At 61.1% G+C, this 13,075-nt stretch carries 11 protein-coding genes and 1 riboswitch; of the genes, 7 read left to right on the forward strand and 4 right to left on the reverse strand.

The genetic code is table 11. The annotated features are described in order from the left end of the window. Window positions 1-2 precede the first annotated feature (2 nt). Window positions 3-536 carry a histidine phosphatase family protein gene (locus tag E4656_RS14165; protein ID WP_135483951.1) on the forward strand — a complete coding sequence of 178 codons (534 nt, stop codon included), beginning with the start codon at window positions 3-5 and terminating at the stop codon, window positions 534-536. On the opposite strand, the gene lpdA is transcribed toward E4656_RS14165, so the two are convergent. Beyond that, on the reverse strand, window positions 509-1,975 hold the full coding sequence (gene lpdA, locus E4656_RS14170; RefSeq protein ID WP_135483952.1) for a dihydrolipoyl dehydrogenase: 1,467 nt from the start codon (window positions 1,973-1,975) through the stop codon (window positions 509-511). The genes E4656_RS14165 and lpdA overlap by 28 nt on opposite strands. Before the next feature lie 167 nt (window positions 1,976-2,142). Here lpdA and E4656_RS14175 point away from each other — a divergent pair, with 167 nt between their 5' ends. From E4656_RS14175 to E4656_RS14185, 3 genes are all read left to right on the forward strand, one after another. Beyond that, window positions 2,143-2,700, forward strand: a complete 558-nt coding sequence (locus tag E4656_RS14175) for a TetR/AcrR family transcriptional regulator (protein WP_135483953.1) — start codon at window positions 2,143-2,145, stop codon at window positions 2,698-2,700. A gap of 12 nt (window positions 2,701-2,712) precedes the next feature. Continuing rightward, window positions 2,713-3,186: an Mpo1 family 2-hydroxy fatty acid dioxygenase gene (locus E4656_RS14180; protein WP_135483954.1), complete on the forward strand. Its 474-nt coding sequence runs from the start codon at window positions 2,713-2,715 to the stop codon at window positions 3,184-3,186. Between the two features lie 140 nt (window positions 3,187-3,326). After that, on the forward strand, window positions 3,327-3,857 hold the full coding sequence (locus E4656_RS14185; RefSeq protein ID WP_135483955.1) for a hypothetical protein: 531 nt from the start codon (window positions 3,327-3,329) through the stop codon (window positions 3,855-3,857). A gap of 18 nt (window positions 3,858-3,875) precedes the next feature. Here the strand turns inward: E4656_RS14185 and E4656_RS14190 are convergent, their stop codons facing one another. From E4656_RS14190 to E4656_RS14200, 3 genes are all read right to left on the reverse strand, one after another. Continuing rightward, a complete protein-coding gene (locus E4656_RS14190; RefSeq protein WP_135483956.1) occupies window positions 3,876-5,033 on the reverse strand; it encodes a helix-turn-helix transcriptional regulator in 1,158 nt (385 codons plus the stop codon). Then, window positions 5,014-5,895 carry an alpha/beta fold hydrolase gene (locus E4656_RS14195; protein WP_135483957.1) on the reverse strand — a complete coding sequence of 294 codons (882 nt, stop codon included), beginning with the start codon at window positions 5,893-5,895 and terminating at the stop codon, window positions 5,014-5,016. The genes E4656_RS14190 and E4656_RS14195 overlap by 20 nt, the downstream gene beginning before the upstream one ends. A gap of 112 nt (window positions 5,896-6,007) precedes the next feature. Further along, entirely contained in the window at window positions 6,008-7,687 is a 1,680-nt protein-coding gene (locus E4656_RS14200) for an acyl-CoA dehydrogenase family protein (RefSeq protein WP_135483958.1), read from the reverse strand. A 156-nt stretch (window positions 7,688-7,843) separates the two neighbouring features. Then, a riboswitch (cobalamin riboswitch) is annotated at window positions 7,844-8,063 on the forward strand. A gap of 115 nt (window positions 8,064-8,178) precedes the next feature. Here E4656_RS14200 and E4656_RS14205 point away from each other — a divergent pair. The 3 genes from E4656_RS14205 to E4656_RS14215 all read left to right on the forward strand — a co-directional run bounded on the left by E4656_RS14205 (window position 8,179) and on the right by E4656_RS14215 (window position 13,069). After that, entirely contained in the window at window positions 8,179-11,004 is a 2,826-nt protein-coding gene (locus E4656_RS14205; RefSeq protein WP_135483959.1) for a ribonucleoside-diphosphate reductase subunit alpha, read from the forward strand. Window positions 11,005-11,459: 455 nt separating this feature from the next. Then, window positions 11,460-12,647: a ribonucleotide-diphosphate reductase subunit beta gene (locus tag E4656_RS14210; protein WP_135483960.1), complete on the forward strand. Its 1,188-nt coding sequence runs from the start codon at window positions 11,460-11,462 to the stop codon at window positions 12,645-12,647. Further along, complete coding sequence (locus E4656_RS14215) at window positions 12,638-13,069, forward strand: DUF1289 domain-containing protein (RefSeq protein WP_135483961.1); 432 nt, start codon at window positions 12,638-12,640, stop codon at window positions 13,067-13,069. Before E4656_RS14210 ends, E4656_RS14215 begins: the two co-directional genes overlap by 10 nt. Window positions 13,070-13,075 lie beyond the last annotated feature (6 nt).

A 13,075-nucleotide genomic window follows, 5' to 3' on the forward strand; every position in this document is an offset into this window, starting at 1 on the left:
GCATGCGCCTGTGCCTGGTGCGACACGGACCGCCGGCGCACACCGATTGCTGTTATGGCTGGCATGATATCCCGCTGGCCGAATCACCACAGAGCACGGCAGAATCAGTTGCCCGCCGATTGCCCGCCTGGGCCCTGCAGCCGGATACGCCGCTACTGACCAGCCCCTCGGTGCGCTGTGCCGATCTCGCCCGGGCGCTGAGTAAAGGCCGGTCTGTGCAGCCGGACGCGCGCCTGCGCGAAGTCCATTTCGGCGCCTGGGAGGGTCAGCGCTGGGACGAGATTCCGCGCGCCGCACTGGATAGCTGGGCCAAAGACCCGTTCGGTTTCAGTTTCCCGGGCGGCGAGTCGGTACCCGACTTTATTGCCCGTTGCCAGTCCATGCTGGCTGAGCTGCCCCCGCAGGCCCTGCTAGTAACCCATGCTGGCGTGATCCGCGCCTTCATGCACCTGCACCACGGGGTGCCACTGGCGGAGGCCTATGCCCGTCCCATACCCTACGCCGCAGTTCAGATGCTGGTTACAGACACCGACTGAAGCGTCGGTGATGCTGTTCTTTGATCGACCGACCGCACTGCGCGCGGATTGCGCAGGTCGGTGATGGTACCCGCTGCCAGCTCTCCGGCCAGGCCTACAGTTTCATGCAGAGTCGGGTGGGCATGGACGGTCAGTGCCAGATCTTCCGCACAGGCACCGAATTCGATGGCCAGGCTGAGCTCCCCCAGCAGTTCACCGGCATGGGCACCCGCCAGACCCGCCCCCAGAACCTGATCGGTTTCCGGGTCCAGAATCAGCTTGGTGCGGCCGCCACTGACCCCGCTGGACACCGCCCGACCGCTGGCAGCCCAGGGAAAAACCGCCGTGCGTATCGGGCGGCCCGCAGCGAGAGCTGCCTTCTCTGTCAACCCGACCCAGGCGATCTCCGGCTGCGTGTAGGCAATGGAAGGTATGGCGCGGGCATCAAAGGTACGGCGCAAGCCGGCGGCGTTCTCGGCTGCCACATGGCCTTCATGGCTGGCCTTGTGCGCCAGCATGGGCCCTGCCACCAGGTCTCCAATGGCGAATATATGGGCCTGCGCCGTGCGCCCATGGGCATCGACCGGAATAAAGCCACGCTCTGTAACCGTCACTCCGGCCGCTTCGGCCTGAATCAGGTCCCCATTGGGTCGGCGTCCGACCGCCACCAGGACGGCATCCACCTCCAGCGCAAAGGCATCACCCTGTTGCGGCTGCAGCGCCACCCTGAGCTGCTCGGAGTCGGCCTGCACCGCCGTGACCTGCGTGCTCAGATGCCACTGCATGCGCTCCCTGTTGGCCCGCTGCCAGACCCCGACCAGATCAGCATCGGCCTCCGGCACCAGTTGCGCCGCAGCCTCGACTATGGTCACACGACTGCCGAGCGCCGCATAGATGGTGGCCATTTCCAGACCAATGATGCCGCCGCCAATCACCAGCAGATGCGGGGGCACCTGATGCAGGGCCAGTGCCTCGGTACTGTCCCAGATACGCGGATCCGCGGGCAGAAAAGGCAGCCTGACCGGGCGCGATCCGGCGGCGACAATGGCCTGGTCAAAGCGGAGTGTTCTGTTGCCCTCCCGGGTGCTCACGGCCAGCTCATGGCTGCCCGTAAACTGTGCTTCGCCGGTGAGCACTTCGACTTTGCGTTGCTGAGCCAACTGCCCCACCCCGCCCGACATGCGCTGTACTGCGCTGTCACGCCAATGGCGGACAGCCTTCAGGTCCGGGGCACTGTCCTCTATTGCCAGGCCGAAATCGGCAGCCTCCTCGGCGCCCGCCAGCGTCTCCGCCACATGCAGCAGCGCCTTGGTAGGAATACAACCGGTGTTCACACAAACGCCGCCCAGTTGGGCCGAACGGTCTATCAGAGTCACCTGCAGCCCCAGATCCGCCGCCCGAAAAGCGGCTGCGTAACCGCCTGGACCAGCACCCAGTACCACCAGTTCACGGGTTTCCATTGTTGCCGTCCTCTTCCGCTATTGCCGCTATTACCGCTCTTGAATGACTACTTCTGTTGTCTACCTAGTGATAGATAGATCAAACTTTAGTGACAAGCTCGCGACCTGTCAATAGACTACCTACCGATAGATAACCCACTGATCCACAACGACAGTACAGGCAGTTCATGAGTGATACACGAGAACAGCTGATCGACCTGGCAGAACAGGCCATTGCCGAGCGGGGCTATGCCTCCTTCAGTTTCCGGGAACTGGCCAGTGAAATGGGCATCAAGAGTGCCAGCGTGCACTACCACTTTCCCACCAAGACCGACCTCGGACTGGCCGTGACCGAACGCTATCTGGATCGCTTCACCCAGGCGCTGGCCCTGATTGACGAGCGCAACCCCTCGCCAGCCGGCCGCGTGCGCGCCTATGTACAGATGTACCGTGAAGAGGCGGAGAGCTCGGAGCGCATGACCATCTGCATCATGCTGTCGGCAGAACGCGCTGTATTGCCCGATGCCATGTGTGCCCACCTGGCCCGCTTCTATCGTCTGAACCTGGACTGGCTGTGCGGCGTGGTCGCGCAGACGGGCGTACGAGCAGACTCCACCAAGGCCAGAAACCGCGCCTCACAGGTGCTGGCTCTGTTGCAGGGGGCCCTGCTGAGTGCTAAAACTCTGAATGAGATGGCCATGTTCGATGCCGCCACCCTGGCCATCGAACCTCTCGTTTTCCGCTAGAGGACCGGAACCATGACACGCAGCATTCAGGACTGGCTCGACGCCTACAGCGTCAGCCACCAGAACCCGACCAACAAGAAGATCCACTGGGTCTGTGTGCCCGGCATTTTCTGGAGCATCATGGGTCTGCTGTGGGTGATTCCGAAGCCTGCCTTCATGGCCGCCCTGCCCTGGCTGAACTGGGCCACTCTGAGCCTGGTCGTGATCGTGGGCTTCTATGTGCGGCTGTCCTGGCCGCTGACACTCGGCATGGCGGCGTTTACGCTGCTGTGCCTGCTGAGCCTGGCCGGCCTGCAGAGCCTGATCGGGGTAACCGGGGTACTGATCACCAGCGTCGCGGTCTTCATCATACTGTGGATTGGCCAGTTCATCGGGCACCATATCGAAGGCCAGAAGCCTTCGTTTTTCGAGGACATTCAGTTCTTGATGATCGGCCCGGCCTGGGTGATGGCCTTCATCTTCGATCGCCTGCACTGGCGCTACTGATTCTCGGCCTCAAAAGACCTCTCCGAGCACCAGATTTCACCCATTTGGGTGATGCTCCCTGCCGCCCAACGCTCTAGTTTGGACTGAGGCTCTGCGCCCGCCGCCGAGCCTGGCCAACAGTACCCAGGGAGAACACATCCATGAACCGAATCCAGCTCTCAGCGCTTGCCGCCGGTATCGCTATCGCCTCCGTGGCGCTCACTGCCTGCAATGACAGCAGTTCATCCGATGACGATGACAACGGGGACGACAACCTCTCGATATCCAACAAGATCATCTTGCCAGCACCCAGCTCGGTCGACGGACCCGATGATGTGGTCGGCGTCTATGATCTGTCCGAAAAGACTGCGGATGGCGGCATTGATGAGATTCTGGCCATCATCGCAACATCGGAAGAACCCGGGGTGGATCTCACCTATCAGGAGTTCGAATATGGGCCTGGTGGCGAGAACTGCTATGAGGAGGAAGACGAGTACAACGTCAACCATGTAGAAGACAACTCGTTCGAAATTGTTGTTGAAGGCGATGACAATATCGGTCTCGAGCTCTTTTTCGCCGATAATCTCCTCAACATCGAGTTTGATGACGAGGACGAGACCTTCGAATCCGGGCCTCGCGGGCCGCTGGTTCAGGTCAGCCCTACCGACATCACCGGCCATCTGTGCGACTGATCTTGCACGGGTCGACATTCAGGATTCCGGAAAACCCCAATGGCCAGGGAAGGCCACTTCTTCGCCGGCGTGAGGGCGCACCAGATCACCCCCCAGAACCAGGGTCTTGATCAGCTCCGCCTGACGCCGGCAGCCGGTTTTCTGCTGCACTGACTTGAGCTGGGAGCGTACCGTATGCACTGAGACATGCAACGCCTCTGCCGCTTCGCGCAGGTCCAGCCCCTTGAGCAACTGCTCGGTAAGCCTGGCTTCTGCCGGGGTCAGCCCGTACTGTCTGTTCAGGGTTGCACAATCGACTCCTACCGGGCGCTGCGGATCCACGAAGAACAGGGCCACGCCGCCCTCATCCACAATGACCTGTGTGCCAACCCGGCGCTGCTGGGCGACCGCCAGCAGATGGCTGCCATTGCCATCCAGCGGCAGTTTCAGCTCGCCCTCTCCTGCAGCGACAAAGTCCCAGAACGCGCTTCGGTCTTGCACCCGCGGCGTATTGAAGCGGATTCTTGAACTGCTGACACTGAATCCGAAGCGCCGCTCATGCATCAGCGTCCGAGCTGCGGCATTGGCCCATTGCAGATAACCATCAGACGCCACGAAAGCAATGCCGATTGGGAAGTGGTCAAGCGCCTTCAGGGTGCGATCCAGTGCCGCCGTCATCTGACCCAGCATGCGTTGCAAGCGCACTGCCTGCTGAACATGAGGGATCAGATCATGCAGAGCCCTGCGATCAGATTCGAAGAAACCACCGGTTTCGCGGCTTCTGTGCACACCGAGATGCAGAGCCTGATCGCCCTGCACCATCAACAAGCTGCCCATGGCATAGAACCGGTTCTGCGGACCGAAAAAGTACCGATGGTGGTCTGTTTGCGCATAGTCCTCGTCGGTCAGGAAATCTTGGCTGCGCAGGGCGTGACCCACCGGATTGCTGAGCAACGCGTTGCGAAAGGGGTCCTTGACGACATACTGCGGGTAGAGATCTTTCGTGAAGCCATGCGAATGGGAGAGGTGGACCACGGGCTTATCAAGCCCAACCAGCCTCAGGCTGACTGAACCCACATTCAGATACTGCGCCAGTGTGGCCAGAACATCCGGCCAGGCATCAGCTTCGATGGCACTGTCATACAGCTTCAGCAGCAGCTGCCCTGCCAGACCGCTATCAGAGTTCGGCCCGTTCATTCAACACGCTCACGAACTCGAAAACCCGACTTGCAAAGACGTCAGGCGCCTCCAGCTGCGGCCAGTGCCCCTGTCCTTCCAGTATGTCCAGACGGGCCTGTGGACCACAATCACTGAACACTTCACGCACATAGTCCCCGCTGATCAGTGGGTCTTCTGTGCCATGAAGATAGAGGCAGGGCATGCCCGAATCGACCAGTATGCGGCGCCCATCCGCTACGCGGCCAGCCTGCAGGCTGGCGGCCAGGCAGGTTCTTGCCTGCGGATCGGTGCGGTCATAGATGTCCAGCAACGTCGCTACCTGCGCGCGCGGTACGCCGCGCATCAGGTCATCTGCGGCTTCGCTGCGCACCCTGTCCTCCATGGTGGCGCTGAACAGAGCCGCTGCGGCCTCTGCCGGCAAAAAAGCACGCCCCAGATTATCCACGCCGGTCGGCGGACTGCCGGTCAGGATGATACCGTGCACACCCTGCAGATACGGCAAGGCCTCCAGAATGACATGACCGCCGAGGCTGTGCCCCAGCAGACAAACCTCGGGCAGTTGCAGGTGTGCCAGCAGCGACCTCAGCACGGCGGCATAGCCGGGTACCGAATAAGTGGCCTCCGGGTCTGCCGCCGGTGGCGAAAGCCCGTGCCCGGGCAGATCCAGCATGATGACAGGCCAGTCAAGCCAGGGTTCCCGCGCCAGAGGCATCAGCGTAGTGGCATCCTGCGAGTTGCCATGCAGACACAGCAAGGGCGTTCGGGTGGCTGGTGAAACATCCTTGCTCCGCGCAAGGTCATCCCGAGCCGCCTGGTTGAAATGAACAACGACTCGCGTGTTGTTCGCCAGTGTGACCATTTCATGGTCAAAAGCTTGCACCAGTGAGACTCCCTAATGCTTCCCGAGCAGCAGATGTTTGACTGCGCCTTGAGCATTGTTCAGTTATTCGTCAAGAATAACCAAGAAACAGACATCTTGCGAATCCCGTGGTTCAGCGGAACACCGGCGCCGCCCGATCGATGATGGCGGCACAGTCCACTCCCACTGGCAGGTTGCCGTAGTTCAGTGCAATACCGGGCTTCAGCCGGCTCTGACAGAAGGCATCTGCCACCACCTTGTTCGAGCCGCGCAGCAGCAGTGAGGCCTGCATGGCCAGCGCCAGATGCTCGGTCAGAGTGCGGGCGCGATAAGCCAGGTTATCGGTCTCTTCCAGTTCTTCCTGCAGACTGATCAGGAAATCATCGAACAGCGGATGCGCACCGACCGCCAGACTGACATCGGCCATGAAGGCCTCCAGCGCGTCCGGTTCCTTGTCCATGCTGCGCAATACATCCAGACACTGGATATTGCCGCTGCCCTCCCAGATGGCGTTCACCGGCGATTCCCTAAACAGGCGCGGCATGATGCAGTCCTCCATCAGGCCACTGCCGCCAATGCATTCCATGGCTTCATAGGCGTGCTGCGGGGTGCGTTTGCAGATCCAGTACTTGCCGATGGCGGTACCGATGCGGATCAGCCGCTGTTCATTCTCGTCATCCGCGTTGTCCAGCGCCTGCGCCATGCGCAGCGTGTAGGCCAGTGCGGCCTCGCTTTCCAGGGCCAGGTCAGCCAGCACGTTCTGCATCAGCGGCTGCTCACTCAGGGCTGCACCAAAGGCCTGCCGATGCCGGCAGTGATGAACGGCCTGTGCCGTGGCCTGTCGCATGCCGCCGCTGGAGCCGATCATGCAGTCGTAGCGTGTCAGCGCCACCATCTCGATGATGGTACGCACGCCGCGTCCTGGCTCGCCGATCAGCCAGGCCAGGGCGCCGCGCAGCTCAGTTTCGCTGGAGGCATTGGCCACATTGCCCATCTTGTTCTTCAGGCGCTGAATCTGCAGCGGGTTCTTGCTGCCATCCGGGCGCCAGCGCGGCAGCAGAAAGCACGACAGCCCCTCCGGTGCCTGCGCCAGCACCAGAAAACCATCACTCATGGGGGCCGAGACGAAATACTTGTGACCGACCAGTTCATAGCTTTTCAAAGCGCCTTCGGTGTCCAGCGGATAGGCCACCGTGGCATTGGCCCTGACATCCGAGCCGCCCTGCTTTTCGGTCATGGCCATGCCCAGCGTCAGTGCCTGCTTTTCGGTATAGGGTACATTACGACCGTCATAGGCCTGTGCAAACACCTTGGGTAACCACTCATCAGCGATGGCCTTGTTCTGACGCAGGGTCGGCATGGCGGCAAAGGTCATGGTGACCGGGCAGCCATGCGCTGCTTCGACCTGGGTATGCAGATAGTATTGCAGTGCTCTTTTGACATGCGCGCCCGGCCCGGGGTCGGTCCAGGGGGAGCTGTGCAGGCCGTGCTCAAGCGCGGCCTGCATCAGTTGATGATAGGCCGGATGAAAGCGGATTTCATCGACCCGATGACCGTAGCGATCATGGGTATGAAGTTCGGGCTTCTGCGCATTGGCCTGAAAGCCCAGCTCGATCATGGCCGCCGACCCCGTCAGCGCACCATAGTCGATCAGGGTCTGTTCGTGACGACCGGCGCCAAAGCGAGCGGCCATTTCCTGTGCGGCCCGGTCACAGAGAAAGGCATTGTAGTCCTCCAGCGCCGGGGGCTGGTTTTCCACGGTATGGGTCTGCGCCATGGCGCGCTCGGCCTGGGGATACTGGGTTGCACTCATGCCAAACCTCGAATTTGCTCTGGGGTTCATCTGACTCCGTTGTAGAACAGCTATCGGCGCGACGCAAGCACCGCCCCGTCAGCGTTAACGCAAGGGCACAAATCCGTTGTGGCCAATGCCGTCAGATCAGGCTTTACGAGCACCAATATTCCCCTATATAGTATGCCTGTCTCTGGTTCAGCCCTATATATGGTATAGCGGGTGCTAAGCGGGAATCCGGTGAAAATCCGGAACTGACGCGCAGCGGTGAGGGGGAACGAGGGTGACAAACAGGCACTGCGATGCAGGAAATATCGTGGGAAGCCGTCACCCAAGGCGGTGTCACAATGACACCAGGCCCCCAAGTCCGAAGACCGGCCAGAGCAGCAAGAACCGTCCTTCGCGTTCAAGGGACCGGTGCAATCGCCTCTGGCCGACAACCTGCCAAGTTGTCGTTCCTGCAGGCTGTTCTCCGGTGCTGCGCGAAGCCAACACGCGCCAGGGAGAACAGAATGAGTACACAGCTCCATGCCGATACGGCACCCCCCGTCACCACACACCCGCTTGCCGAACGCTATAGCGTTATCAAGCGCAACAACGAGCAGTCCCCCTTTGAACCGGACAAGATACGGGTCGCGGTCACCCAGGCCTTTATCGCCACCGAGGGTGAGCACGGCCAGCAGAGCAACCGCATTCGGGAGCAGGTTCAACGCGTCGTGGACGCCGTGATTGCCGTCATCCAACGCCGCCTGCCCAGCGGCGGCGCGGTGCATATCGAAGACATACAGGACCAGGTGGAACTGAGCCTGATGCGCCTGGGCGAACACGCCGTGGCCCGCGCCTATGTGCTGTATCGGGCCGAGCACGCCCAGCAGCGTGCGGCCGGATCCGAGCAGACACCTTTCACGCCGCTGCTGGTTACGGTATCCGAGGGCGGCAGCGAGCGCCAGGTGCCGCTGGACCTGTCCTGGTTTCGCGGCCTGATTCGTGAGGCCTGCGCCAACCTGGCCGGTGTCGACCCGGAAGGGATTGAGCGTGAGGCGCTGAAAAACCTGTATCAGGGCGTGCAGCAACAGGACATTGTGCCGGCCGTGATCATGACCGCCCGCGCCTGCGTGGAAAAGGAACCGGCCTACAGCACGGTCTGTGCCCGCCTGCTGCTGGAGCAGCTGCGTGCCGAAGCACTGACATTTCTTGATATCGCCGAACGGGCCAGTGCCGGTGACATGAGGTCCCTCTATGCCCGGGTACTGCCCGCCTTCATCCACAAGGGCATCGAGCTCGAACTGCTGGATGAGCGGCTGGCCGACTTCGACCTGAAACGTCTGGGTCAGGCCCTGCAGGCCGAGCGTGATCTGCAATTCCAGTTTCTGGGGCTGCAGACGCTGTACGACCGCTACTTCATTCATGCCGGTCAGGTTCGCTTTGAACTGCCACAGGTGTTCTTCATGCGCATCGCCATGGGGCTGGCTCTCAACGAAGACGATCGTGAAGCCCGCGCCATCGAATTCTACGAGGTGCTGTCGAAGTTCGACTATATGGCGTCCACACCGACGCTGTTCAACGCCGGCACCCGACGCCCGCAGCTCAGCTCCTGCTATCTGACCACGGTACCGGATGATCTGGACGGCATCTACAGCGCTATCCGCGACAACGCCCTGCTCAGCAAATGGGCCGGCGGCCTGGGTAATGACTGGAGCCGAGTGCGTGCCTTGGGTGCCCACATCAAGGGCACCAATGGCCAGAGCCAGGGCATCGTGCCCTTCCTCAAGGTGGTCAACGACACCGCCGTGGCGGTCAATCAGGGCGGCAAACGGAAGGGCGCTGTCTGTGCCTATCTGGAAACCTGGCATCTGGATGTGGAAGAGTTTCTGGAGCTGCGCAAGAACACCGGCGATGATCGTCGCCGCGCGCATGACATGAACACCGCCCACTGGGTGCCGGATCTGTTCATGCAGCGGGTATTCGAAGACGCCGACTGGACCCTGTTCTCGCCCAGTGACGTGCCGGACCTGCACGACCTCACCGGCAGTGCCTTCCAGGCCCGCTACGAAGCCTACGAACGCATGACGGAAAGCGGCGAACTGACGCTGTTCAAGCGCGTATCCGCCAAACAGCTCTGGCGCCGCATGCTGAGCATGCTGTTCGAGACCGGCCACCCCTGGATCACCTTCAAGGATGCCTGCAACCTGCGGTCGCCGCAGCAGCATGCCGGCGTGGTGCACAGTTCCAACCTCTGTACCGAAATCACCCTGAACACCAGTGACGACGAAATCGCTGTCTGCAACCTGGGTTCGGTCAATCTGGTGCAGCATCTGACCGCGCAGGGCCAGCTCGATACCGAGAAGCTGCGTACCACTGTGCGCACAGCGGTACGCATGCTCGACAACGTCATCGACATCAACTACTACGCCGTGCCGCAGGCACGCAACAGCAACCAGCGCCACCGACCGGTCGGTCTGGGCCTGATGGGTTTTCAGGATGCACTCTACAAGGCTGGCATTTCCTATGCGTCCGAGGCTGGCGTCGATTTCGCCGACCAGACCATGGAGCAGATCAGCTACTTTGCACTGGAGGCTTCCAGCGATCTGGCCGCCGAACGTGGCCACTATCAGAGCTACCCTGGTTCGCTGTGGGATCAGGGCATTCTGCCCATTGATTCCATCCGCAATCTGGCTGCCGAGCGGGGTGCACAGTACCTGCAGCAGGACACCCAGGCGCGTCTCGACTGGGCGCCGCTGCGCGACAGGATCAGCCGCCAGGGCATGCGCAACTCCAATGTGATGGCGATTGCGCCCACCGCGACCATTGCCAACATCATCGGGGTGTCCGCATCCATCGAACCGACCTATCAGAACCTCTATGTGAAATCGAACCTGTCTGGGGAATTCACCGTGATCAACCCCTGGCTGGTGCAGGCACTGAAGGCGGAAGGCGTCTGGGACGATGTGATGGTCAATGATCTGAAGTATTTCAACGGCAGTGTGCAGCAGATCGATCGGGTGCCGGATGCACTCAAGGCCCGCTTCGCCACCAGTTTCGAGCTGTCGCCGAAGTGGCTGGTGGAGTCTGCGAGCCGGCGGCAGAAGTGGCTGGATCAGGCGCAGTCGCTGAACCTCTATATTGCCGAGGCGGACGGCAACAAGCTGGATGTGACCTATCGCATGGCCTGGTTGCTGGGTCTGAAGACCACCTACTACCTGCGTGCCTTGGGCGCCTCCGGAGCAGAAAAGTCGACCGTGGCGCAGGGGGAGCTGAATGCGGTGCAGTCCGGCGGCCCGGCGCCGGTGCCACAGGCCTGTTCGATTGACGACCCGGATTGTGAGGCTTGCCAGTAACCTGGCTTTGTGCCGGCTCTGTGCTTTGGTTACCGGCCCGGGGTTGGGTAGGCCTGTGCGAGGGCGTCTGCGGGAGGGATCCCGCAGCCGAGCCTACAGGGATGTATTCACGGCGTCCCTCGCACAGGCCTACCCCACCCCGAACCTCTGACCAGCGCCAACTGCAGGATCAGGGTGGACTACAACGGTTACACCATATGCATACAGAATAGGCAGACAACTACTAATCGCAGCAGTCAGAACATGTCGTCCTGATTGCGACATCAAAGAATTTAACGCGGCTCCTCTGGCTGTAGATGGTTGGAGGACAGGCCTGAGTGAGGGGAGCCTCTGGGGTGGGCGTCTGCGGGAGGGACCCCGCAGCCGAGCCCCCATGGATGGGTTTACGGCGTCCCACCCCAGAGGCTCCCCTCACTCAGGCCGGCAAGCAGCCACAGAGAAGAACGGAGACAGATATGTTGGATTGGAATGCACTGGAAGACGATACAGCGGTTGCAGACAAGCCGCAGCCAGAACAACCGGCGCCTGAGGTCACGACACAGGCGAGTGACGTCAACCAGCAGGTGCAGGCCGAGCTGGAGCGGCTGGATGTAGCCGCCGGTCTGGAGGAACTGGACATGAATGCCGGCCGGGTCGAGGTGGACGACAAGCGCATGATCAACTGCCGCGCCGACCTCAACCAGTTGGTGCCGTTCAAGTACGAATGGGCCTGGCAGAAATATCTGGCCGGCTGTGCCAATCACTGGATGCCGCAGGAAATCAACATGAGCGCGGACATCCAGCTGTGGAAAAGCGACTCGGGGCTGACCGATGACGAGCGGCTGATCGTCAAACGCAGCCTGGGGTTTTTCTCCACCGCCGACAGCCTGGTAGCCAACAACCTGGTACTGGCCATCTACCGGCTGATCACCAACCCCGAATGTCGCCAGTATCTGCTGCGCCAGTCGTTCGAGGAGGCCATTCACACGCACGCCTACCAATACTGCATCGAATCTCTGGGCATGGATGAAGGCGAAATATTCAACATGTACCGGGAAGTGCCGAGTGTAGCCAAAAAAGCCGCCTGGGGTCTGAAGTACACCCAGACGCTGGGCGACCCGAGCTTTCAGACCGGCACACCCGAAAACGACCGGGAACTGCTGCGCAACCTGATCGCCTTCTACTGTGTACTGGAAGGCCTCTTCTTCTATTGTGGCTTTGCACAGATTCTGAGCATGGGGCGGCGCAACAAGCTGACCGGGGTCGCCGAGCAGTTCCAGTACATCCTGCGTGATGAAAGCATGCATGTGAATTTCGGCATTGATGTGATCAATCAGATCAAGGTTGAAAACCCGCATCTGTGGGACCACGCCATGCAGCAGGAAGCCACCCGCATGATCATGGAAGGCTATGAACTGGAAGCCGCTTATGCGCGGGACACCATGCCGCGTGGTGTGCTGGGCATGAATGCCGAGCAGATGAGCGAATACCTGCGCTTCATCAGCAACCGGCGGCTGCAGCAGCTCGGACTCAGCGAAGCCTACCCTGGCGCCGGCAACCCCTTCCCCTGGATGGCGGAGATCATGGACCTGAAGAAGGAGAAAAATTTCTTCGAGACCCGGGTCACCGAATACCAGGTGGGCGGGGCTCTGTCATGGGACTGAGTGTGGCCGGCACCGCCGCCCAGGTCAGCCCCTGCATCGGCATCTGCAGTGTGACGGTCGGCGATACAGTCTGCCGAGGGTGCTTTCGCACCCTCGACGACATCGCCTGCTGGGGTCAGCTTGACGACACCAAGCGCCAGCGCCGCCTGCTGCAGCGCCAGCAGATGATTGAACAGACCTTTCATGAGCATTTCCAACTGCTGGACGCACAGCGGTTGTTCAGTCAGTGGGCGCGCTATATCCGCACGCCGCCCGAGCCGGCCTTTGCCGCCGAAGCCTGGCTGCACCTGCTGCAAAAGGGTGCGCACAAGATACAGGACCCGCAAGCCTATGGCGTTCGGGTGTTACCCCTTGCACAAAACCAGAGCCTGCGCCAGATCTGGCGCACCTGGCGGCAGCAACTGATGGAGGAACTCGGTTGAAGGCGG

Origin of the sequence: Natronospirillum operosum (genome assembly GCF_004768465.1) — a bacterium.
GTDB lineage: Bacteria > Pseudomonadota > Gammaproteobacteria > Pseudomonadales > Natronospirillaceae > Natronospirillum > Natronospirillum operosum.